General features: G+C 75.1%; 22 protein-coding genes. 18 read left to right on the forward strand and 4 right to left on the reverse strand.

Annotated elements, in window-relative coordinates; translation table 11 throughout:
* The first annotated feature begins 165 nt into the window (after positions 1-165).
* Entirely contained in the window at positions 166-1401 is a 1236-nt protein-coding gene (locus ACGFXC_RS02695) for an ROK family protein (RefSeq protein ID WP_393708747.1), read from the forward strand.
* Between the two features lie 27 nt (positions 1402-1428).
* Here the strand turns inward: ACGFXC_RS02695 and ACGFXC_RS02700 are convergent, their stop codons facing one another.
* Positions 1429-2457: a medium chain dehydrogenase/reductase family protein gene (locus ACGFXC_RS02700; RefSeq protein ID WP_393708748.1), complete on the reverse strand. Its 1029-nt coding sequence runs from the start codon at positions 2455-2457 to the stop codon at positions 1429-1431.
* A gap of 130 nt (positions 2458-2587) precedes the next feature.
* Between ACGFXC_RS02700 and ACGFXC_RS02705 the strand changes: the two genes are divergently transcribed.
* Positions 2588-3265: a TetR/AcrR family transcriptional regulator gene (locus tag ACGFXC_RS02705; protein WP_393708750.1), complete on the forward strand. Its 678-nt coding sequence runs from the start codon at positions 2588-2590 to the stop codon at positions 3263-3265.
* Between the two features lie 110 nt (positions 3266-3375).
* Entirely contained in the window at positions 3376-3666 is a 291-nt protein-coding gene (locus tag ACGFXC_RS02710) for a hypothetical protein (protein WP_393708752.1), read from the forward strand.
* Between the two features lie 22 nt (positions 3667-3688).
* On the opposite strand, the gene ACGFXC_RS02715 is transcribed toward ACGFXC_RS02710, so the two are convergent.
* Positions 3689-4021 carry a three-helix bundle dimerization domain-containing protein gene (locus ACGFXC_RS02715; RefSeq protein ID WP_393708754.1) on the reverse strand — a complete coding sequence of 111 codons (333 nt, stop codon included), beginning with the start codon at positions 4019-4021 and terminating at the stop codon, positions 3689-3691.
* Positions 4022-4447: 426 nt separating this feature from the next.
* Here ACGFXC_RS02715 and ACGFXC_RS02720 point away from each other — a divergent pair, with 426 nt between their 5' ends.
* Positions 4448-5164, forward strand: coding sequence for an IclR family transcriptional regulator (locus tag ACGFXC_RS02720; RefSeq protein WP_393709597.1), 717 nt, complete (start codon positions 4448-4450; stop codon positions 5162-5164).
* Here the strand turns inward: ACGFXC_RS02720 and ACGFXC_RS02725 are convergent.
* The gene (locus ACGFXC_RS02725) at positions 5145-6086 is read right to left on the reverse strand and encodes a class I SAM-dependent methyltransferase (RefSeq protein WP_393708755.1); all 942 of its coding nucleotides are present in this window, start codon (positions 6084-6086) and stop codon (positions 5145-5147) included. The genes ACGFXC_RS02720 and ACGFXC_RS02725 overlap by 20 nt on opposite strands.
* Positions 6087-6172: 86 nt before the next feature.
* Positions 6173-7486, reverse strand: coding sequence for an aspartate aminotransferase family protein (locus tag ACGFXC_RS02730; RefSeq protein ID WP_393708757.1), 1314 nt, complete (start codon positions 7484-7486; stop codon positions 6173-6175).
* 218 nt (positions 7487-7704) lie between these two features.
* Here ACGFXC_RS02730 and ACGFXC_RS02735 point away from each other — a divergent pair, with 218 nt between their 5' ends.
* The 14 genes from ACGFXC_RS02735 to ACGFXC_RS02800 all read left to right on the forward strand — a co-directional run bounded on the left by ACGFXC_RS02735 (position 7705) and on the right by ACGFXC_RS02800 (position 21059).
* On the forward strand, positions 7705-8769 hold the full coding sequence (locus ACGFXC_RS02735; protein WP_393708759.1) for a hypothetical protein: 1065 nt from the start codon (positions 7705-7707) through the stop codon (positions 8767-8769).
* Positions 8766-9338: a hypothetical protein gene (locus tag ACGFXC_RS02740; protein WP_393708760.1), complete on the forward strand. Its 573-nt coding sequence runs from the start codon at positions 8766-8768 to the stop codon at positions 9336-9338. Before ACGFXC_RS02735 ends, ACGFXC_RS02740 begins: the two co-directional genes overlap by 4 nt.
* Positions 9328-10326, forward strand: coding sequence for an ABC transporter ATP-binding protein (locus tag ACGFXC_RS02745; protein ID WP_393708762.1), 999 nt, complete (start codon positions 9328-9330; stop codon positions 10324-10326). Before ACGFXC_RS02740 ends, ACGFXC_RS02745 begins: the two co-directional genes overlap by 11 nt.
* A complete protein-coding gene (locus ACGFXC_RS02750; protein WP_393708764.1) occupies positions 10319-11101 on the forward strand; it encodes an ABC transporter permease in 783 nt (260 codons plus the stop codon). Before ACGFXC_RS02745 ends, ACGFXC_RS02750 begins: the two co-directional genes overlap by 8 nt.
* Positions 11102-11162: 61 nt before the next feature.
* Positions 11163-11819: an HAD family hydrolase gene (locus ACGFXC_RS02755; protein WP_393708765.1), complete on the forward strand. Its 657-nt coding sequence runs from the start codon at positions 11163-11165 to the stop codon at positions 11817-11819.
* A 292-nt stretch (positions 11820-12111) separates the two neighbouring features.
* Complete coding sequence (locus ACGFXC_RS02760; protein WP_393708766.1) at positions 12112-13263, forward strand: acyl-CoA dehydrogenase family protein; 1152 nt, start codon at positions 12112-12114, stop codon at positions 13261-13263.
* Between the two features lie 78 nt (positions 13264-13341).
* Entirely contained in the window at positions 13342-13785 is a 444-nt protein-coding gene (locus ACGFXC_RS02765; protein WP_393708768.1) for a type II toxin-antitoxin system RatA family toxin, read from the forward strand.
* Positions 13782-14798 carry an NAD-dependent epimerase/dehydratase family protein gene (locus ACGFXC_RS02770; RefSeq protein WP_393708770.1) on the forward strand — a complete coding sequence of 339 codons (1017 nt, stop codon included), beginning with the start codon at positions 13782-13784 and terminating at the stop codon, positions 14796-14798. Before ACGFXC_RS02765 ends, ACGFXC_RS02770 begins: the two co-directional genes overlap by 4 nt.
* Before the next feature lie 138 nt (positions 14799-14936).
* Positions 14937-16004, forward strand: coding sequence for a hypothetical protein (locus tag ACGFXC_RS02775; protein ID WP_393708771.1), 1068 nt, complete (start codon positions 14937-14939; stop codon positions 16002-16004).
* Between the two features lie 31 nt (positions 16005-16035).
* Complete coding sequence (locus tag ACGFXC_RS02780; RefSeq protein ID WP_393708773.1) at positions 16036-17226, forward strand: methionine adenosyltransferase; 1191 nt, start codon at positions 16036-16038, stop codon at positions 17224-17226.
* Entirely contained in the window at positions 17223-18254 is a 1032-nt protein-coding gene (locus ACGFXC_RS02785) for a hypothetical protein (RefSeq protein WP_393708775.1), read from the forward strand. The genes ACGFXC_RS02780 and ACGFXC_RS02785 overlap by 4 nt, the downstream gene beginning before the upstream one ends.
* Positions 18251-19039 carry an SDR family NAD(P)-dependent oxidoreductase gene (locus tag ACGFXC_RS02790; protein WP_393708776.1) on the forward strand — a complete coding sequence of 263 codons (789 nt, stop codon included), beginning with the start codon at positions 18251-18253 and terminating at the stop codon, positions 19037-19039. The genes ACGFXC_RS02785 and ACGFXC_RS02790 overlap by 4 nt, the downstream gene beginning before the upstream one ends.
* Before the next feature lie 4 nt (positions 19040-19043).
* The gene (locus tag ACGFXC_RS02795) at positions 19044-19853 is read left to right on the forward strand and encodes a histidinol-phosphatase (protein WP_393708778.1); all 810 of its coding nucleotides are present in this window, start codon (positions 19044-19046) and stop codon (positions 19851-19853) included.
* A 63-nt stretch (positions 19854-19916) separates the two neighbouring features.
* Positions 19917-21059: a hypothetical protein gene (locus ACGFXC_RS02800; protein WP_393708779.1), complete on the forward strand. Its 1143-nt coding sequence runs from the start codon at positions 19917-19919 to the stop codon at positions 21057-21059.
* Position 21060 lies beyond the last annotated feature (1 nt).

Below are 21060 nucleotides of genomic sequence, written 5' to 3' on the forward strand. Positions count from 1 at the left end.
ACGCCACCCGCCCGGCGCCGCGCACCGGCCCGTCGGCCCGCGGCCCCCGCCTCTCTCCCCGGGATCCCGAAGTGCCGGGCAGGGGTGGCGTGTCGGTCACGCTCGGTAGCATGGCGGGGAGAAGGTCACTGACGCGGGACGAGGGCGCGGGGTACTCGGGTGAGCATGAGGAACGGACCGGGACCCGGCGTGCCCCGGGTGCTGCGGACGATCAACGACCGGGCGGCTTTGGAGGTCCTGCTGGAGCGGGGTCCGCTCTCCCGGGCGCAGATCGGCCGGCTGACCGGCGTGTCCAAGCCGACGGCCTCCCTCATGCTCTCCCGCCTGGAGGCCGACGGCCTCGTGGTGGCCGCGGGCACCACCGCCCCGGGCCCGGGCCCGGCCGGGCTGCTGTACGCCGTCAACCCGGCGGCGGCGCACGTCGCGGGCCTCGACGTGACGCCCGGCCTGATCCGGGCCGCGGTGGCGGACCTCACCGGCCGCACGACCGGCACGTACGACCTGACGGAGCCGGAGCGGTACGGCGACGAGACCGACCAGGTCGCCGCGGCCGTCGACGGGGCCGCGCGCGCGGCCGGCCTCGCTCCGGACGCCCTCCACCGGGTCGTCATCGGCGCCCCGCTGGCCTTCGACCACGCCCAGGACCGGCTCCGCTACCCCAGCCACCTGCGGGGCTGGCGCTCCCCCGACCTGCTCCGGCGGCTGGCGGCGCGGCTGCCGATGGCCGTCGCCTGCGAGAACGACGTCAACCTCGTGGCCATCGCCGAGCGGCGGCTCGGAGCGGCCCGCGGGTACGAGGACTTCTTCCTGCTGTGGAACGAGGAGGGCGTCGGGGCCGCCCTGATGTTCGGCGGACGCCTGCACCGGGGGCGGACCGGCGGATCGGGGGAGGTCGGCCTCATGCCCGTCCCCGGCACACCGCTGGTGCGCGACCCCGAGGCGGCGCAGACCGGCGGGTACCAGGACCTGGCGGGCTTCCAGGCCGTGCCCGCGCTCGCCCGCCGTCTGGGCATCGGCGGGGCGGAGGAGGCGGGGGAGGTCCCCGGAGCCGATCCGGACCTCGCGACGGCCCTGGCCCTGCTGCGCCGCGCCGCGCAGCACGCCGACGGCCCCTACCGCAGGCTGCTGGAGGTGTTCGCGACCGGCGTGGCCACCGGCCTGGCCGCGGTGGCCGCCGTCCTCGACCCCGAGATCGTGGTCCTGGCGGGCGGCGTCTTCACCGCGGGCGGCGAGGCCCTCCGCCGCCTGGTCGAAGCCGAACTGGCGGAGCTCTCCGCCTGCCGGCCCCCGCTGGTGCTCGGTGAGGTCCACGAGCACCCGGTCCTGCGCGGGGCCCTGGAAAGCGCCCTGGCCGCCACCCGGGACGAGGTGTTCGACACCTCCCGCCAGGGCCCGTCGTGACGCGCCCGCACCGCCCGTGACACCCGGTCAGGGGACCAGGACGACCTTGCCCGCGACCGTGCCCGACTCGGCCAGCCGCATCGCCTCGGCGGCGCGCGCCAGCGGGATCTCGGCCGCGACCCGGGCGTTGATCTCGCCGCGCTCCAGGGCGGTGAACACCTCGGTGAGGTCGGCGCGCAGGCGGGCCCGGAAGCGGTCCTTGGCGTAGGCGCGCCCCGCCCAGACGTTGAAGAAGTACGCGCTCCGGCCGTTGGGCAGCGCGTTCCACAGCCACACCCGGCCCAGCAGCCGCAGCACCGGCCACGTGCCCGAGCCCTCGTCGTCGCGGGTGGCGGCGCTGCCGTACGAGACGAGGGTGCCGCCGCGGGCCAGCAGCCGCCAGGAGCCGGTGATCCCCTCCCCGCCGACGTGGTCGAAGACGGCGTCGACGCCGCCGGGCGCGATCTCCCGTACCCGGGCGGTCACGTCGTCGCGGTAGTCGACCGGGCTCACTCCGAGGGCGCGCAGCGCGTCGTGGTGGCGGGGGGAGGAGGTGCCGATGACGCGGGCCCCGGCGGCGAGCGCCAGCTGGACCAGGACCGATCCGACCCCGCCGTTGGCGCCGTGGACCAGGACGGTCTGTCCGGCGCGCACCCGGGCCTTGCGGTGGAGCATCTGCCAGGCGGTGATCCCGTTGACGACCGCGGTCTCCGCGGCCACCGCGCCCACGCCGTCGGGGACCTCGACGACGTCGGCGGCGTCGAGGAGCACGTGGCTCGCCCAGCCGCCCGTCTTGGTCATGGCCGCCACCCGCTTGCCGAGCAGGCCGGGGCGGACGCCCGCACCGGTGTCCCGCACGGTGCCGACCAGGTCGTAGCCGGGGACGAAGGGGAACGCGGGCTGGTCGTAGTACCGGCCGCGCCGCATCTGCTGTTCGGCGAAGGACACCCCGGTCGCCTCCATCTCCACGACGACCTGTCCGGCAGCCGCCACCGGTACGGGCCCGCGGTGCAGCTCCAGGCCCTCCGGCTCGACCTTACCGGGCAGGACGATCTCGACGCGCTCGACGGTGTCCATGAGGACCTCCGATAGTTTCTAGGTCTTGTGTTCGTTAGAAGGTGTAACCAGAGTGCGCGCCGACGGTGCGCGTGTCAAGGGGCTGTGCATTCTCTGTGAGTGCCCTTGCCGATGGTGATAACCTCTCACCATGCCTACGACGGACAGTACGACGACCCCCCGCGAGCGGTACCGGCAGCAGGTCCGCGCGGAGGTCAAGGAGAAGGCCTGGCAGCAGATCGCCGGATCCGGCGCCTCCGCCCTGTCGCTCAACGCGATCGCCAAGCAGATGGGCCTGAGCGGGCCCGCCCTCTACCGCTACTTCGCCAACCGGGACGAGCTGATCACCGAGCTCATCAGGGACGCCTACCGCAGCCTCGCGGACGCCTTCGCGGGCGCGGCGGACCCGGGCCCCGGCCCCGCGCGGCTCCTCGGGCTGGCGCGGGTGCTGCGCGCCTGGGCGCTGGCGGACCCGCACCGCTACTTCCTCGTCTACGGCACCCCGGTGCCCGGCTACGAGGCTCCGCAGGACACCACCGCGATCACCTCGGAGATCATGTCCACCCTGCTCGACGCCTGCGTCGCCGCCACGCCCCGTCCGGCGGCGCACGACGGGCGGGCGCGGGCGTTCGAGGAGCACCTGACGGACCACCGCGACTGGGCGGCCGGCCACCCGGACGCCTCCCCGGAGGCGCTCGGACTGGCCCTCTCCTTCTGGACCCGGCTGCACGGCGCGCTCTCCCTGGAGCTGGCGGGCCACTTCACCGGCATGGGCCTGGACCCGGCCCTGCTCTACACGGCCGAGGCGACCTCCCTGACCGCCGGATGAGGTGAACGGCCGGCGGGTCCGGCGGCCGGGCCCCGAGGTTTCCCGGTTGCCCGGCCGGGCACGCGCCAGGCGAACGGAAAACGGGCGACCGGGAAGGAAAGGGACACGCCATGGACGACCAAGGTGGCGCGGGCGGCGTACCCCTGCACGGACACGGCAACGAGCACGGCAACGAACACGGTCACGAACGCGGCCGCGCGCGTGACGACGGCGCGACGCGCCGGCGGGAGCGCCGCGCGCGGGACGGGGAGAAGGGCGCGGCGCGGGGCGCGGAGCGCGGAGCCGAGGCCCCGGCGACCACGAGGGCCGCCGACACCGATGAGGCCAGCCGCCTGGACCGCCCGGTGCGGTCGCCCGCTCCGGGCGCCCCGCCGAGCCGCTGGAAGGGCCCGCACGACTGACGGCGCAGGGCCTGCCCCGCCCTCAGTCGCCCTCGTGGAGCGCGAGCAGGTCGCGGGCCCGGCGCTCCATCAGGACCGGCAGATAGGCCCGCACCCGGGCGTACTTGAGCTCCTCGTACGCGGTCTGCGTGGCCTGACGGACCAGCACCTCGTCGAGGGCGGGGTGCGCCCGCATCAGCCGATCCGTCACATGGCGGACGACGAGGGGATCTTGCGGCTCCGCCGTCATGAACCTCACCCTTCGCCGCGGTGGGCCGCCCATCGTATCCCGCGGCCCGCAACCCCCTCGACACCCGCGCGTCGCCCCGCGGTCAAGTCGCCCGAAGATGGCCGATTCGCCGTGATCCGGTCCCATCGGCCCCCAATTCCCCCCGATAGGGGAATGTGAATCTCCCGCATTCAGGCATCGGAATCGGTTTCCGGAGTTTCAAACCCCGGTTTGTCGTCGCGTCCGCAATGGCTTGATGTCTGCGGAGTGCGGGAATCGGCAATCGCGCACGCTGATAGAGTTTTCTTCCGTTCGCCGGTACCGGCGGGGCCGGTGGTCGGCGGGGGTTCAGCGAGAGTGGTGAGGCGTGCGTCCGAACAGCTCCGTGCTGCTCCGCAGAGCTTCGCGCTCCGTATGCCGGTGATCGCTCCAACGGGTTCCCGTCCGCGCGCATCACCATAACGTTTCGGCACGTCAGGGGCTTGACTGCGCTGACGGGCCGCCCCGCTCCCGTCTCCCCGAACTCGCTCGACGGAGGTGCCGTTGTCCGTGTCGAAAAGCTCCTCTCGTTCCATGCTCTCCCGTGGCCTCAGTATTCTGCGATGTTTTCGTCCGGGAGACCAGGAGCTTCAGCTGTCCGAATTGGCCCGCCGGGCCGACATGCCCAAAGCCACCGCCCACCGCATCGTCGTGGAACTCGTGAAAGAAGGCATGCTGGAGCGCGGCGAGAACGGCCTGCGGCTCGGCGTCGCCCTATTCGTTCTCGGCGCGCGGGTGCCGCGCCAGCTCGAACTGCGCGACCTCGCCCTGCCGTACGCGGAACAGCTGCGCCACCTCACCCGGGGGAGCGCGTTCGTCTTCATCACGGACGCGGGCGGCTCCGAAGCGGCCCTGGTGGACGCGGTGCGCCGCGGGCACGGCGGGGCGGACGCGCACGGCGCCGAGGACGAGGTACGGGCCTCCGCCCTCGCCGCGACCCGGCTCTTCCACGCCTACGGCGCCCGGGCGGCCCTCCCGCCGGCCCGGCGCGCACCCGCCGAGGACCCGGCCCGGGTACAGGCGCAGGGGTTCGTCGTCGTCCGCAGCAGGACCGGCGCCGTCAGCATCGCCGCCCCGGTGCTGAACGCGTCGAGCACGGCCGTCGGGGCGCTGGCCGTCGCGGGACCCGACGGCCGGGTGCAGCCGGTCAAGGCCGCCTGGTACCTCCAGGCGGCGTGCGCCGCCGTCGCCCGGTCCCTGCGGCGGACCCCGGAACTCGCGGGCTGCCACGTCAGGCCCGCCGTGCCGTGAACAACGTGGGCAGCAGACGGCCCGCCAGGTATTCCTCGCGGGCCGTCGTGAGGGTGCTCCGGATCAGTTCCGCCGCGGCGTCGCCGTAGATCCCGGCGACACTGCCCCGGAAGATCCGCAGCACCTTCAGCCGCTCGGCGAGCAGCGCGGCGGCCCACTCCGTCAGATCCCGGCGCCGCACGCCGGTGAACCCCGCGCGGTCCAGCTGGCCCAGGCGCTCGCGGAGCGGCGTGGTGAAGAAGACGCCGGGCGGGTGGACCGAGCGGAAGGCCGCCGAGGGGCCCTCCCCGCCGGGCGTCAGGCTCACCTCCTCCGTCAGGACGAACAGGCCGCCCGGCCGCAGCAGCCGCGCGGCCTCCCGGACCACCGCGGCCGGCTCGGGGAAGTGCGGCATCGACCCCGTCACCACCACCAGGTCCAGGGACGCGGCGCGCAGCGGCACGGCGGCGGCGGACGCGCAGATCTCCGCCACGGCGGTCCGCTCCTGCGCCCGGCTGATGCGCCGGCTCACCGCACAGTGCTCGGCGACGAGGTCGATGCCGTACGCGCCCCGTACGCCGATGCCGCGCGCGGCCAGCCGGTCGAGCGTGTACCGCAGCGCGCCGCCGAAGCCGCTGCCCAGCTCGCACAGGACGAGCGGGCCCCCGCGGACGGCGCCCGGCCAGACGGTGCCCCGGGCGAGGGGACCGTCCGGCCCACCGGCGACGGCCGCGGCGACCGCGTCGGCGACGAGATCGCAGCCGTGGGGCCCGAAGTGGCCCATCTGGTCGAGGCCGAGCAGCCCCTCGGGGCCGTCCCCGCCGGTGAACGCCACGATGGAGCGCTCGGTGCGTTCCCAGTCGTGGAGGGCGGGGAACAGCTCGCGGTGGTAGCGGTACTGGAGGCCGCGCTGGCCACAGGGGCCGGGCGGCACCGGGCTCACCACGGCCTCGGACGCGGGTCGGTGTGCGGCACGTCGGTGCTCCTCGATCGGTGCGGCCGGGGCCGGGCGACGGCCCGGGAGCCCGCTCAGGACACGGCGGGCGGGGCGGGCGCCGTGGGCGCGGCGGGCGCGGCGGGCGCGGCGGGCGCGCGCCGGAACTCCTCGGGCACCGCCGCGCAGGCCCCGTCCAGGACGGCCAGCGCCTCCTCGGCCTCCTCGTCGGTGGCGACCAGCGGCGGCAGCAGCCGCAGCACCTCCGGCCGCCCCAGGCAGGGGGAGACCACCAGGCCGCGCCGCCCCAGCTCCAGCAGGACGTCGCCCGCCGCGGCCGCGCCGGAGAACTCCACCCCCCACATGAGCCCCCGCCCGCGCACGCCCGCGATCAGCCCGGAATGCCGCCGGGCCAGCCTGGCCAGCCCGGAGAACAGCAGTGCGGACAGCCGCTCGCCCCGCGCGGCCAGCTCCTCCACCGCCGCGAGGGCGGCGACCCCGGCGGCGGCCCCCAAGGGATGCCCGGAGAAGGTCGTCGTGTGCACGAACGGGTCGGCGGTGAGCGGCGCGTACAGCTCCTCCGTGGCCAGGACGGCCGACAGCGGCTGCACGCCCCCGCCGAGCGCCTTGCCGAGCAGCACCGCGTCGGGCCGCAGTCCGGCGTCCGTACTGACCAGCCGGGGCCCGCAGCGGCGCAGGCCCGTCTGGATCTCGTCGGCGATCAGGAAGGCGCCGTGCTCCCGCGCCGCCCGCGCCAGCGCCCGCAGGAAAGCGGGCTCCAACGGCCGTACGCCGCCCTCGCCCTGGACGGGTTCGACGATGACGGCGGCCACCTCCTCGCCCGCGAACGCCCCGGGCACCGCGGCGACGTCCGGCGCCAGGTGGTCCACGCCCCCCAGCAGCGGGCCGAGCGAGCCCCGGTAGCGCGTGCTCCAGGTCGCCGCGAGGGCGCCGAGGGACTTGCCGTGGTAGCCGCCCTCCACGGCCAGCACCCGGGTACGGCCCGTCGCGAGGCGGGCCAGCTTCAGCGCGGCCTCGACGGCGTCGCAGCCGTTCAGCCCCAGCCACACCCGCGTCAGCCGCTCCGGGTCGGCGTACGCCGCCAGGGCCTCGCCGAGCGCCGCCGTCGTGCCGTTGCCCAGCACGCGGGTGGACACCGGCAGCGCGTCCAGCTCGCGCCGGACCGCCGCCACCACGCCGGGATGGCGCTGCCCGAGCAGGGTCACGGCGTAGCTGCCGAAGTCCAGGGCGGTGCGGCCGTCGGAGAGCCGCACCCGGGCCCCCTCGCCGGTCATCTCGATGGCGCCGGAGCCGTTCATGCCGTAGACGAGGGCCAGCGGCGGGGAGAAGCGTCTGCGCAGCGCGTCGAGGGTGTCCCGGGCCGGGTCCTGCCGGGTGGTCGCGCTCATCGGGACCGTCCTCTCCGCGTCCGCCGCTCGGCGACAGGGGGCACCACCGTTCGGTCAACGGTTCTACCGGGCCGTGCGCGCCGCGGAGAAGCCGTGTTCCGGCTGACGGAACGGCCGTTGATCCGCGGCGGCGCTCCTTGCGAGGCTCTGCCGGGGCGGAGCACGGCCGCGATCCCGCCGCGCCGTCGCCGACCCCTTCCGGAGGTGCACCGACCGCCATGGAGACCACGTCAGCCAGTACCGCCAGTACCGCCGCCAGTACCGCCGCGCATCCCGGGACCGCCGTCCTGGAGCAGCGGCTGGACGCCTTCCTGAAGCAGCGAGGACTCCACCGGGACGCGGTGCGCGCGGAAGCGGACCAGGGCGTGGGCCGGCCGGTTCTCGCCGTCGCGTCCGGTTCCGTGCTCGCGGGGTTCGGCAACCACCGCAGCGACCTCGACCTCATGGTGCTCGTGGAGAGCGACCGGCTCACCCGCTTCCCCGTCCAGTCGCACGAGCACGGCACCCTGATCGACGTCAACATCCGCCGGGCCGGCTCCGTGCGCGAGACCACCGCCGCCCTGGCCGCCGAGCCCTGGCCGCGCTTCGACACCGTCACCGAGGACGCCTGGAACCACCGCCGCCGGGCCCTGAACACCGTGAACCGGCTCGCCCTGGGCCTGCCCCTGCTGGCCTCTGCGCCCTGGGACGCCTGGCAAGCCGCTCTGCGCGGCGCCTGGCACGCCGAGGCGGTCGGGCAGTGGTGGGCGGTGGAGGCGCACCGTCTCGCGCAGGCGGCGCGCTGGCTGCTCGACGCCCGTCCCATGACGGCGGCCGTCCGCGCCCGCGAGGCCGTCGTCGCCGCGCTCAACGCACGGGCCGCGGCGGGCGGACAGACGTACTTCCCGGCGAAGTGGGTGGGGGAGAAGCTCAAGGCCCTGGGCGACGCCGAGGGCCTGGCCGTCCTCCGCGCGGCGCTCCGCGCCCCGGTCGAACCCCGCGAACAGGTCCCGCAGCGGCTCGCCGACGCCGAGCGGCTGGCCGGGGACCCCGCCGGTCTGCACGCGGTGCTGCGCTGGTCCACCGGGGTGGGCACCACCGAGCTGGAGGACCGTACGGTCGTGGACCGCTGGCAGCTGCGCGCCGTTGAGAGCGCTCGCAGGGACCTGCCGCCCGCGGGCGCCGACACCGTCGTCTGGTCCGGTCCGCTCGGCGCGCCGCCCCCGGCCGACCTCCTGCCCCTGTTCGTCCACGACATGGTGTGGCTCGGCGTGGCGCACCCCGACCCGGAGGGGCCCGCATGACGCAGCCCGACCCGCACGCGGCCGCCGCCCCGGCCCCGGTCGCCGCGACGACGCCCGGCACGCCCCCGCCCGACCTGCGGCGGCTGCTCGCCTTCCGCGCCCACGGGGCGGCCCGGCTGCTCCTGGGCTGCCGGGCCCGTCTGGAGGACATCGAGGGAGCCGTCGCCGCGGACCAGCCCGAGGTCGCCGTCCTCATGGCCTACGAGCTGGTGCAGTTCTCCCTGTCCGTACGGGGCCTGCGCACCGAGGGCGAACTGAGCTACGGGCGCGACGAGGTGGCCTTCGACCCCTTCGCCGGGGTCCCCGCCGAAGAGGCCGAGGCCGCCCTCCTCCTCGCCGAGGAGGGCGCCGGGGCCACCGGCCCGGGCGCGGAGGACTGGCTGGAGCGGCTGCGCGCGCACCTGCGGGACACCGAGCAACTCCTGGGTTACACCGAGCCGTTGCCGGACGTCCGCTCCGCGAGCGGCCTGATGAAGGGCTTCCGGCTCGCCCGCACCTGGCAGCCGCACCTGGACCGGGTGGGCCTGCCCGGCCTGCTGCCGAGCGCCTGGACGCGCCGTGCCGACTGACCGGGACGGGCGGGCCGCCGGCTCCGCCCCCGCGCTGCGGCTGCGCGCGGTCACCAAGCGGTACGGCGACACCACGGCCCTCGACGGGGTCGGGTTCGACGTGGCCGAGGGCGAGGTCACCGGACTCCTCGGCCACAACGGCGCCGGGAAGACCACCCTGATGTCCCTGGTCGCCGGGCTCCTGCGGCCCGACGGGGGCGGCATCGAGGTCCTCGGCGTCCCGCTGGAGCGCGACCCGCGCCGGGCGCGCCGACTGCTCGGCCTGGCTCCCCAGGAACTGGGCGTCTACCCGCCGCTGACCGTCCGGCAGAACCTCCGGTTCTTCGCCGAACTGGCCGGGCTGCGCGGCGCCGCCCTGCGCCGGCGCACCGAGGAGGTCGCCGAACCGCTCGCGCTGACCGGCCTGCTGGAGCGCCGCGTCGCCCACCTCTCCGGGGGGGAGCAGCGGCGCGTGCACACCGCGATGGCCCTGCTGCACCGGCCGCGGCTGCTGCTGCTCGACGAACCCACCGCGGGCGTGGACGTGGAGACCCGGGCCCGGCTCGTCGACTTCGTCCGGCAGCTGGCCGCCGACGGCACGGCCGTCTGCTACTCCACGCACTACCTCGCCGAGGTCGAGGCCCTCGACGCGAGCGTGGCCGTCCTGGACCACGGGCGGCTGCTCGCCCGGGGCACCCTCGCGGAACTCGTCGACCGCCACGGGGAGAGCGCCGTGGAGCTGACCTTCGGCGAGGGGCCGCCGCCCGCGCCGCTGCCCTGGCCCACGACCTGGGAGGCCGGGGTGCTGCGCGTGCGCGTGGAGCAGCCGCACCTGGCCGTCCCCGAGGTGCTCGCGGCCCTGGGCGCGGCCGTGTCCGGCCTGGTCAACCTGCGGGTGGTGCGGCCGGGGCTGGAGAGCGCCTTCCTGCGCCTGACCGGCCGTCCGGACCGGGGCGCGCCCGGGCGGGCCGGCGCGACGACGGCTCCCCGGACGGGGCGCGATGGGTGACGGGGCGTTCGGCCGGATCGCCGCCCTCGTCCGCCACGACGCCCGGCTGCTGGCGCGCGATCCGGCCCCGCTGATCGTGCGCACCGTCATGCCGCTGCTCCTGATGGGCTTCATGCAGCCGCTGTTCCGTGCGGCGCTGCGGGCCGGCGACCTCCCGGAAGCGACCGGCGCCGAGCAGGCCGTGCCCGGGATGGCGGTCATGTTCCTGTTCTTCCTGGTCACCGTCGTCGGGTTCGGGGTGTTCCGGGAGCACGGCTGGCACACCTGGGACCGGCTCCGGGCGGGCCCGGCGCGGCCGTCCGAGCTCGTCGCGGGCCGGATCGTGGTGCCGCTCGCCGTCGCCCTCGTCCAGCTGGCCGTGGTCTTCGCGGCGGGGGGGCTGCTGTTCGGGCTGCGCGTGCGCGGCTCCGCCCTGGGGCTGGTCGTCGTGGGCGCGCCCCTCGCGCTGTGCGTGGTGATGGTGGGCATGGCGCTGGTCGCGCTGTGCCGGACCATCTCGCAGCTGTCGGTCTTCGCCAACCTCGTCGCGCTGGTCCTGGCCGGGCTGGGCGGGGCCCTGACCCCGCTGTCCGCCCTGCCCGGCTGGGCGCGCCCGCTCGCTCCCGGGGTGCCCAGCTACTGGGCGATGCGCGGTTTCACCACCGTCATCGTCGACGGCGGCGGCGCGGGCGCAGTGCTCCTGCCCGCCGGCGTCCTGTGTGCCTTCGCGGCCGGGCTGACCGCCGTGACCCTGCTGTTCTTCCGCAGCGACCACCGCAAGGTGTCCTGGTCCTGACGGGGCCGCCGCGCCCCGGATCCGCCCCCGGCGCCACCGCCGTACCGCAGAGAGGAGAACCGTGCCGGCCGTCGTCGTCTTCGACTGCTTCGACACCCTCGTCACCTCCCGGCGCCCCTTCCCGGGCCCCGAGGAGATCACCGCCCGGCTGGCCGGAGCACTGGCCCTGGACGAACGTGCCGCCGCCGGGACCGTCCGTACGGTGCTCGGCGCCGTCCTGGCGGCGATGGAGGACCCGGGCGCCCTCCAGCCGCCGACCCTCGCCCTCCTGGACACGGCCCTGCGCGCACACGGCGCTCCGCGGGGCCGGGCCGAGCTGGAACGGGCGCTGTGGCACGCCCTCGGAGCCGTGGACGAGGACCGGTACGCGCTCTGCGAGCCCGTGGCGCGGGCCATGGGCCGGATCGCCGCGGCCGGGCACACCGTACGGCTGCTCTCCAACTGCTTCCTGCCGGGCCCGCTGATGCGCCGGCTCCTGCAGCGGCTGAAGGTGCCCGAGGTGTGGGACCGGGCCCTGTTCACGGCCGACGGCGGCCCGAAGAAGCCCGACGCGCGGGCCTTCCACCTGATCGCGGAGGGAGCCTTCGACCGCCGGGTGATGGTCGGCGACAGCCCGCGGACCGACCTCGAACCGGCCGCCGCGCTCGGCTGGGACACCGTACGGGTGGACCCCGCCCGCCCCCGACTCGGCAGCCTCATAGACCTGTTCGGCCGGTGAGGGGAGCGAGGGCGCGGCCGGGCCCGGCCGCTCGCGCGGTCCGATCCGGTGTTCCGCACAGAGGAACGCGCACCGCATTGCGCCGACCGGTCTGCCTACAGTTGTCCAGGGCCGCCCGACAGGTGATCGATCACGTCGATTACCCCGGTTCCGCCCGCTCTCCCCGCGTTGCCTCCCCGTCCCCCCACCGCCGCCGTGCGTGCGGAAGGAGTCGCTCCGTGCAGTCACCCATGCCGGCCCGTCGCATACCGGGGCCCGTCGAGGATCCCGCGCGGCGCCGGAAGGCGCACGCGTGAGCCCGGCCGACGGCGCCGGGGAGGAGCCCGCGCACCGGACCCTGCTGGAGGCCGGCTGGAGCACGGCGTGGCGGCCCGCGCCCGCTCGTGCGGGCACCACCGGCGCCGAGCGCATACGGGACCTCGCCGCGGGCGGCTACGCGGCGCTGCCCGTCCCGGCCGAGTTCGGCGGTGCGGGCGCGGGCCTCGTGGAAGTCGCCTCCGCCCAGCGGGCGTTGGGCGCGGCCGACCCGTCGGCCGCGGTGGCCCTGAACATGCACGCCTTCACGGTGGGGCTCATGGCCGACTACTGGCGCAGGCACCGGGACACGAGCTGGATGCTGCTGGAGGGGATCGCCCGGTCCGGCGCCCTGGTCGCGTCGGCGTTCGCCGAACCCGGCGGCAGCCCCAACTTCATGAGCAGCTGCTCCCGGGCCGTCCCGCACGGCAAGGGCTACCGCGTCTCGGGGGTGAAGTACCCCTGCTCGCTCGCCACGACGGCGACCCTGGTGTGCCTGACGGCCCGCGTCACCGGAACCGACGAGATCATCCTCGCCCTGTGTCCGCGCTCCTCCCCGGGCCTGACGGCCGACGGGGAGTGGCCCTCGCTCGGGATGACGCGGTCCGACACCGCCCGGCTGGTCCTCGAAGACGTCGAACTCGACGACCGGCTCGTCTTCCACCGCGGACCCGCCGACGTCATCGACGAGAACGTGATCTCCGGCATGGTGTGGTTCGCCGTCCTGCTGACCGCCACCTACCACGGGGTCCTGGGCGGGCTGCTGGACACCGCCTACGAAGGGGTCCTGCGCTCCCGCGCCTTCGGGGCGCGCACGGCCCTGCTCGGCCGCGCCACCCGTGAACTGCTGCTGCTCGGCGGCGCCTGCCGCCAGCTCGGCGCGGACTTCGACACGGGCGCGATCGGCGGCCGGGCGGCGCTCGCCGCCGCGGTGGGACTGCGCGCCTCCCTCAGCGACACCCGCGACCGGGTGCTCACGGCGCTCACCCCGGTCATCGGCAGCCGCCTCTACGGACGGGGCCAGCCGGCCGCCGCTCTCCTCGTCGACTCCCTCGCCGTGCACCACCATCCGCCGTCCCTGCTGACCTGCGACGAGGCCGTCGGCGCCTACTGCACGGGCCGGGACATGAGCTTCGACCCGGCCGGCTGAGCGCCCGCCGCCCGGCCCGCGCGCCCGCCGGACAGCCCGGGCGGCGCCCCCTCCCGTCCCGCTCAAGGAGACCCCGTCATGCCGCACGTCGAAGTGAACCTGCCGATCGAAGCGCCCGCGGCCGCCGCCTGGCGGGCCGTCACCCGGCTCGAGGACTACGCCGGATTCATGGAGAACGTCGAATCGGTGACCGTGCTCGGACAGGGCGCGGACGGCACACGCACCAGCGCCTGGTCGGTCCTGCTCAAGGGCTCCGTCCTGGAATGGACCGAGGAGGACGAGCTCGACGAGGAACAGCGGATCATGTCGTTCCATCAGGTCTCCGGAGACCTGGACGAGTTCACCGGGTTCTGGCGCGTGGAGGACGCCGGGGACGGCACCTCGGTCGTCACCTTCTCCGTCGACTTCGAGATCGGCATACCCCTGCTCGCCGACATGCTCAACCCCGTCGCCACCAAGGCGCTGCGGGAGAACTCCGAGCACATGCTCCGCGCCATCGAGCGCCGGATCACGGTCGCGTGACACCGCCCGCGCGCATCCTGGTCACCGGCGCCACCGGCGCCGTGGGCAGCGCCGTCGTCCGGGCCCTGGACGCGGCGGGCCACGAGACGCACGGAGTGAGCCGCCGCGGCGGCGCCGGACCGCGCCGGCACGCCTGGAGCATCGGAGCGCAGGAGCCGCCCGCCACCCTGCGCGGCCCCTGGCACGCCGTGGTGCACTGCGCTGGGGACACCCGCTGGAACCTGCCCGCCGAGCGGGCCGAAGCGGCCAACGTCGGCCCCCTGAAGGCCCTGCTGACGGCCACCGGCGCCGCGACCCACTTCGTCCACCTGTCGTCCTCGTACGTCACGGGCCTGCGCGGCGACACCGTCTCCGAGGTGCCCGACGACTACCGCAACTCCTACGAATGGTCCAAGGCCGCGGCCGAACGCCTGGTGCACGCCCTGCGCGACAGCGCCGACATCGTCCGCTTCCCCATCGTGATGGGGGCCCGCGCCGACGGCTTCCTGGACCGCTACAGCGGCTTCTTCTGGCTGCCGTCCGCGCTGTGCAGCGGCGCCGTGCCCGCCCTGGTCGCCGAGGAGAAGGGGGTGATGGACATGGTCAGCACCGACGACGTCGCCGCACACGTCGTACGCCTCCTCGCGGACGGCCCGCCGGCCGGCCGCCGGCTCACCGTCCTGGGCCGCGGAGACCGGGCCCGGCGCGTCGACGAAACCTTCGACACCGTCAGGAACGCCCTCAACTCCTGGCGCGCCGAGCACGGCGTGCCCGCGCTGGACCGGCTCCCGTACGTGGCGCCCGAGCAGTGGAACCGCTTCTACCTGCCGTTCGCCGAGGAACACCTGGACCGCGGCCAGCTGACCCGGATCACCGCCCTGCGCGCCTACCAGGGCTACCTCTCCGTCACCGAACCCTTCGAGGTCACCGACCGGGTCCCGGACACCGCGCTGGTCCTGCACCGCTCGATCCGCCGGTGGGCCGAAACCCACGAGGCCTCGGCCCGCCGCGTCCCCCGCCCCTGGGGCACCTGAGGCGGCCCGCGCACCGCGCGGGCCCCAGCGCACCACCCGCACCACCCGTACGTCCTGCCCCGCCCGGGGGGACACCGGCACGCGTACGCCGGGCCGCCGCGTCGGAGTTGGCAGTCGCAGAGGAAGGAACCCCTGTCCATGGAACCGATCCGTGTCGCGCTCGCCGGCGCCGGGAACTGCGCTTGGAGCTTCAGCCAGTTCACGGCCCTGGCCCAGGCGAACCCCGAGGCCCGGCTGCCCGGGCTCATGTCCCACACGGTGGGCGGCTACCGGCTCGCCGACGTCACCATCGTCGCCGCCTTCGACGTGGACGCGGCGAAGGTCGGGCTCCCGCTGGCCGAGGCGTTCACCGCACCCGCGATCTCCGCGACCGCCTTCACCGCCCTCGGCGCCGACCGGGACGCCCCGGTCCTCGCGGCGCCCCTGCTCGACGGGCTGGAAGGCCCGCTCGGCGCCGTCGTACGGCCCGCCGACGCGGCCCGCGACGCCACCCCGGAACACGTCGCGAAGGCCCTCGTCGAGCACGACGTCGACGTCCTGGTCATCGCCCTGCCCACCGGCTCCTCCCGCGCCATCCGGATGTTCGCCCACGCCGCCCTCGCCGCCGGGGTGGCCGTCGTCAACTGCACCCCCGAGGAACTCGCCCGGGACGGCGCACTGCGCCGCCGGTTCGCCGACGCGGGCGTCGTCCTCCTCGGCGACGACCTGCGCAGTCACTTCGGCGCCACCACCCTGCACACCGCGCTCATCGAACTGCTCCTGAGCCGCGGAGTGGTGCTCGGCGACACCTACCAGCTCAACATCGGCGGAAACACCGACTTCCTGAACCTCGCCGACGCCCGCCGCTCGGCCGGGAAGTTCGCCTCCAAGGCCAATGCCCTGCGCGCCGCCGGAATGACGCACGTCGACGGGGTCGCCGGACCCACCGGCCACATCGGCCACCTCGCCGACACCAAGGTGTGCTTCGCCAGCATCAAGGCCACCTCCGTCCTCGGCTCCGGCATCGAGATCGACCTGAAACTCACCGTGGAGGACAGCCCCAACGCCGCGGGCGTGATCGCCAACGCGGTCCGTGTCGGCAAGACCGCCGCCGACCGCGGCCTGAGCGGCGTCCTCGACGACGTCACCGCCCTGCTCTTCAAGAGCCCGCCGCACGGCCTGCCCGAATCCGAGGCCAGGGCCGCCTTCCTCGGCTTCGCCTCCTGACCCCCGCCGCACCCCAGCAGAAGGACGGTCCATGCTGTCGATCCAACGCGACGCCCTCTCGGTCGAAGACCTCCCGTACGAACTCGTCGAACGCAAGGGCGTGGGACACCCCGACACCATGTGCGACGCCATCGCGGAGCGCATGTCCCGCTACTACTCCCTGCACTGCCTGGGGGAGTTCGGGGCGATAGCCCACCACTGGTTCGACAAGGTGACCCTGTACGGCGGCGGGGCCGACATCGACTACGGGCGGGGCGAGCTGACCTCCCCCTACCGGGTCGCCTACTTCGGCAAGGCGGCCTTCCGGGTCGGCTCCGCCGAGATCCCGGTGGAGGAGCTGATGTTCCGCGCCGCCGCCGACGTGCTCGCCGAGGTGACCACCGGATTCGACCCCGGCCGCCACCTGGTCGTCGAATCCGGGGTCGTCGACCACCGGGGCTCGGGCCGCGGCGCCTCCCGCTACCAGCCCGCCACCACCGCCGACCTGGTCCCGCTGCGCGCCCCCGGGCTGGTCTCCAACGACACCAACCTGCTGCACGGCCACGCCCCGCTGTCCCGGCTGGAGAACGCAGTGCTGGGCCTGGAACGCCTGGTCAACGGGGCCGCGTTCAAGGAACGGCACCCCGACAGCGGCTGGGACGTCAAGGTGTTCGGCAGCCGCCGCGGGGAAGCGTTCAGCCTCGTCGTCAACATGCCGTTCCTGGCGGCCCACATCACCTCCATGGACCACTACCTCGCCCGCAAGGCCGTCATCCAGGCGGAACTGGAGGAGGCCGTCGGCCGGCTCGGCATCGGCGACCTCCGGATGCTGATGAACGCCACCGACCGCAACGGGCGCCCCTACCTGACGGCCCTGGGCTCCGTCGCCGACACCGGGGACGTCGGCGTCGTGGGCCGCGGCAACCGGGTCAACGGACTCATCACGCCCATGCGGCCCATGAGCATCGAGGCGCCGGCGGGCAAGAACCCGCTCGACCACACCGGCAAGATCTACAACGTGCTCGCCGCCCGGCTCGCCCGGCAGGTGCACGAGGAGTTCGGGGGCCCCGCCCAGGTCCACGTCTTCACCTCGAAGGAAGCCCCGCTGGAGCGTCCCGACGAGGTCGTCGTGACCAGCCCGCGCGCCGACGAGGACGCCCTCGCCGCGCTGGTGGACAAGGCCGTGGCCGCCACCGGGGACCTGACCGCCGAATTCGTCGAGACGGGCATCACCCTGTGGTGAACGACCCCGTGGTGAACGCCCCCGGCGCACGGACCCTGGTGGCCGCCGCCCACGCCACCGGACGCCGGCAGGACACCGGAGCGGCGCCCCGTCCCGCACCCGACGGCGGCAGCCACTTCACCGTGCTGGTCAAGCCCGAGGTGCTCACCCCCGGCGCCGCGGCCGACGCCCTCGCGCAGACCCTGCGGGTGCTCGACGCGGGCGGGGTCCGGGTCCTGCGCCTCGTCCTGACCCCGGCCGCGGACTTCGCCGTACGGGGCCACCTGCACCTGCACTACCCGCGCCTGCACCGGGTCGCCGCCGACGGGGCCCCCGCCCTGACCTCGGGGGCCCGGCGGGAACTGGCCGCGCTCACGGACGCCACCGGGGCCGAAGAGGCGCTCGGCGCCCTGGACGCCATGAGCAGGGACCCGGAGCTCACCCCGCCCGAACTGGAGGAACGCTGCCGGAAGGCCGGCATCCACAAGCTCGGCTCCGGCTCCTACGCCTCGGTGACGGAGCTGCACGGGCGCCCCGTCGCCGTACTGAACGGCTTCCTGCCCGCCCTGGCCGGCGGCTACGCGGAGCCCGGGGCCCTGGCCGCCCTCGTCGAATGCCACAGCTCCCGGGAGATCGCCGACCTGCGCGAACACCTCCTGGGCGCCCTCCACCCGGACGCCGCGGACCCCGCCACCCTGCGCGGGACCCTCGCCGACCGCATAGGCCGGCGGCACGGCATCCTGCTCTCCGAAGGCCGCAACGGCGTCCACCTGTCGGCCGGCCACCTGGAGGGCATGTTCCAGGCCTGGCGCCACTTCGCCGCCCCCGACGGCCACGGCATCGACAGCACGCCGCTGGGCCGGGCCCTGGCCCGCGCCGGGGTACCCCTCGCGGCCGTCCGGCACCTGGCCGCCGACCCCGACCTCGCCGGGGACCGCGGCGGGACACTGGCCCCGCACGGAGCCACCGAGGGCCTGCGCCGCGACGAGGTCCTCGACCGGGTCCGGCAGTGGGCCGGGACCCTCACCGGGAAGGGAGAACGGCCGTGAGCGGATCCGTACGCGGGCTCGCCGGACGCACCGCGGTGGTCACCGGCGGCGCCCAGGGCATCGGCGCGGCGGTCACCGAACGGCTGTGCGCCGAGGGCTGCCGCGTCGTGGTGTTCGACAAGAGCGAGGGCCACGGCCTCGACGCCGCCGCGGCCCGGCGCGAAGAGGGCCACGAGGTCCACCTGGCCGTCGGCGACGTCAGCGACCCGGCCGCCGTCCGGCAGGCCTTCGCCGGACTTCCCGGGGGCTGGCCCCCCGCGACGCTGCTGGTGAACCTCGCCGCGGGCTTCGTCTTCAAGGGGCTGGAGGCGACGCCCGCGCAGTGGCACGCCGCCCTCGACCCCACCATCGTCGGACTCTCCCTGGTCACGGCGGAGTTCGTCGCCGCACTGCCCGAGGACGGCGCCGACGCCGCCATCGTGAACATGGCGTCGATCTCGGCCCACATCGCGCAGAGCGGCTACCTCACCTACAACACCGGCAAGGCGGCCGTCCTCGGCTTCACCCGCTGCGCCGCCCAGGACCTGGCTCCGCGCGGCATCCGGGTCAACTCGGTGAGTCCGGGGACCGTGTGGAACGCCAACAACGAGCGGTACCACCGCGAGGCCCTCGGCCTCGACCGGACGGCGGCCGAGGCCGCCCCCGAACACGGCGGGAAGTTCCTGCTGCGGCGCTTCGCCGATCCGGCGGAGGTCGCGGCACCCATCGTGTTCCTGCTCTCCGCTGAGGCGAGCTTCATCACGGGCACCGACCTCGCGGTCGACGGCGGATATCTGGCGGTGTGACACGGTGATCGATCTCCACACCCAGCACGACCGGTGCGGCCACGCCACCGGATCCCTGCGGGACTACGTCACGGCGGCCCTCGACCGGGGCGTCCACGTCCTGGGCCTGTCCGACCACGCCCCCATGTTCGCCTCGGAGGAGGACCAGGCGCTGCCCCGGGTGGCCATGCCCAAATCGGAGTTCCCGGCCTACCTCGCCGAAGCCCTCGCCCTCAAGGCGGAGTTCGAGGGCCGCATCGAGATCCTCGTCTCCGCCGAGGCCGACTACCTCCCCGGCGCGACGGAGCCCTACCGCCGGGCGCTGAGCGGCCTGCCGCTGGACTACGTCATCGGTTCGGTCCACATGTTCGAGGGCCGGGACATCTTCGACACCACCCGCTGGGAGGGCGTCGAGGAGGCCGAACTGCCGCTCGTCAAGGCGCGGTTCTTCCGCCAGGTGGCCGCCTCGGCGCGGTCCGGGATCTTCCACGTCATGGGTCACGTGGACGCCCTCAAGGGCAACCACCCCGTCCTGGGCGCCGTACCCGCGCCCGCCGCCACCGACGAGATGCTCCGCGCGATCCGGGACCACGGGGTCGTGATGGAGCTCAACACCTCCGGCGTCACCAAGAAGTGCGGCGGCTGGTACCCCGAGCCGGAAGTGCTGGAACGGGCACACCACTTCGGGGTGCCGATCACCTTCGGCTCCGACGCGCACGTCCCCGAACGCGTCGCCGACCAGTACGAGGAGGCCGTCGAGGTGCTGCGCGCCATCGGCTTCCGCACCTGGACGGTGTTCCGCCGGGGGATCCCGCGCACCCTGCCCCTGGCGTGACCGACCCGCCGCCCTCCGCCCGCACCCCCGACCGCGCACCCCCGACCGTTCCCTGGAGCCCGCATGCAGGCCCTCGCCCTCGCCGCCCACGACCCCGTCGCCGCGACCACCCGCTTCCTGCGAGTCCGCGGCCACCCCCTGAAGATCGTCACCGATTCGCCCGGCGCCGACGGCCTGGTCTCGGAGACCTTCTCCCCCCAGGGCATGCTGGGCGTCCTCGACTCCCCGTACGAACCCGGCCCGGACCTCACCGTCGTCGACCTCGCGCGCGAGCCCGCCGAGATCGACGCACTGCTGGGCGAGAGCGCCACGGCCGCCGTCCGGGGGGAGTACGAACTCACCCGCGGCTACCGGCTGCCCCGGTACACCGCCGCCACCCACACCGTCTTCACCCTGCGCGACGTGAACGCCGACGAGACGGCGGCACTGGTGCGCACCGAGGGCCGCGTCACCATCGTGCGGCCCCCCTCGAACCTGGGCGACCGGTGGCTCACCCGCATCATCCGCGACGTGGCCACCCGCATCGCCAAGGCCGAGGGCTCCCTCGTCCTGCACTCCTCGGCGTTCGTCCACGAGGGCGGCGCCCACCTGGTCGTCGGCGACTCCGGAGCGGGCAAGTCCACCACCGCCGTCGCGCTCGCCCGCCTGCTCCCCTCGGCCGGCTGGATGGGCAACGACCGCATGCACCTGGACCGGCGCGAGGGCGCGTACCAGGTGACGGCCTGCCCGCTGCCGCTCGCCATCAACAAGGGCTCCCTCGACGTCATGGGCGTCACCGGCTTCGAGGACTGGTCCGTACGGGCCGGGTTCCCGCCGCCGGACTCGGACTGGGACCGCTTCCAGGGCGAGGAGAAGCTGAAGCTGAGCTCCCGCGAGGTGCACCGCCACCTCGGCGTGGACGTGGTGCCCGCGGCCCCGCTCGCCGGTGTCGTCCTGCCGCGCGTCGACCTCACGGCGGGCTTCTCCCTGGAACCGGCGGACCCCGGCCACACGGCCGAGGTGATCGGCCGCAACTGCTTCTCGCTCGACGACAACCTCTACGGCGAGGACTGGCTGGAGGTACCCGTCCGGCACCCCGGCCCGCCCCCGTCGCTGGACGACTTCCTGGCACACCTCGCGAAGCTGCCCGTCCTGCGCTGCACCCTGGGCGGCGCGGCCGACGTGGCGCGGCTGGCGCGGGGATTGCGGGCCGCCGCGCGGAGGTGAC

Source organism: Streptomyces sp. NPDC048507, assembly GCF_043199995.1.
In the GTDB taxonomy this organism is placed as follows: domain Bacteria; phylum Actinomycetota; class Actinomycetes; order Streptomycetales; family Streptomycetaceae; genus Streptomyces.

What these genes read in the sequence shown, in the direction of transcription:
- ACGFXC_RS02730 (WP_393708757.1), bottom strand. Translation starts at nt 7,486, where the DNA reads ATGAGCGCGACCACCCGGCAGGACCCGGCCCGGGACACCCTCGACGCG.
- ACGFXC_RS02765 (WP_393708768.1), top strand. Translation starts at nt 13,342, where the DNA reads ATGCCGCACGTCGAAGTGAACCTGCCGATCGAAGCGCCCGCGGCCGCC.
- ACGFXC_RS02710 (WP_393708752.1), top strand. Translation starts at nt 3,376, where the DNA reads ATGGACGACCAAGGTGGCGCGGGCGGCGTACCCCTGCACGGACACGGC.
- ACGFXC_RS02715 (WP_393708754.1), bottom strand. Translation starts at nt 4,021, where the DNA reads ATGGGACCGGATCACGGCGAATCGGCCATCTTCGGGCGACTTGACCGC.
- ACGFXC_RS02775 (WP_393708771.1), top strand. Translation starts at nt 14,937, where the DNA reads ATGGAACCGATCCGTGTCGCGCTCGCCGGCGCCGGGAACTGCGCTTGG.
- ACGFXC_RS02780 (WP_393708773.1), top strand. Translation starts at nt 16,036, where the DNA reads ATGCTGTCGATCCAACGCGACGCCCTCTCGGTCGAAGACCTCCCGTAC.
- ACGFXC_RS02735 (WP_393708759.1), top strand. Translation starts at nt 7,705, where the DNA reads ATGGAGACCACGTCAGCCAGTACCGCCAGTACCGCCGCCAGTACCGCC.
- ACGFXC_RS02700 (WP_393708748.1), bottom strand. Translation starts at nt 2,457, where the DNA reads ATGGACACCGTCGAGCGCGTCGAGATCGTCCTGCCCGGTAAGGTCGAG.
- ACGFXC_RS02740 (WP_393708760.1), top strand. Translation starts at nt 8,766, where the DNA reads ATGACGCAGCCCGACCCGCACGCGGCCGCCGCCCCGGCCCCGGTCGCC.
- ACGFXC_RS02800 (WP_393708779.1), top strand. Translation starts at nt 19,917, where the DNA reads ATGCAGGCCCTCGCCCTCGCCGCCCACGACCCCGTCGCCGCGACCACC.
- ACGFXC_RS02705 (WP_393708750.1), top strand. Translation starts at nt 2,588, where the DNA reads ATGCCTACGACGGACAGTACGACGACCCCCCGCGAGCGGTACCGGCAG.
- ACGFXC_RS02720 (WP_393709597.1), top strand. Translation starts at nt 4,448, where the DNA reads ATGCTCTCCCGTGGCCTCAGTATTCTGCGATGTTTTCGTCCGGGAGAC.
- ACGFXC_RS02695 (WP_393708747.1), top strand. Translation starts at nt 166, where the DNA reads ATGAGGAACGGACCGGGACCCGGCGTGCCCCGGGTGCTGCGGACGATC.
- ACGFXC_RS02750 (WP_393708764.1), top strand. Translation starts at nt 10,319, where the DNA reads ATGGGTGACGGGGCGTTCGGCCGGATCGCCGCCCTCGTCCGCCACGAC.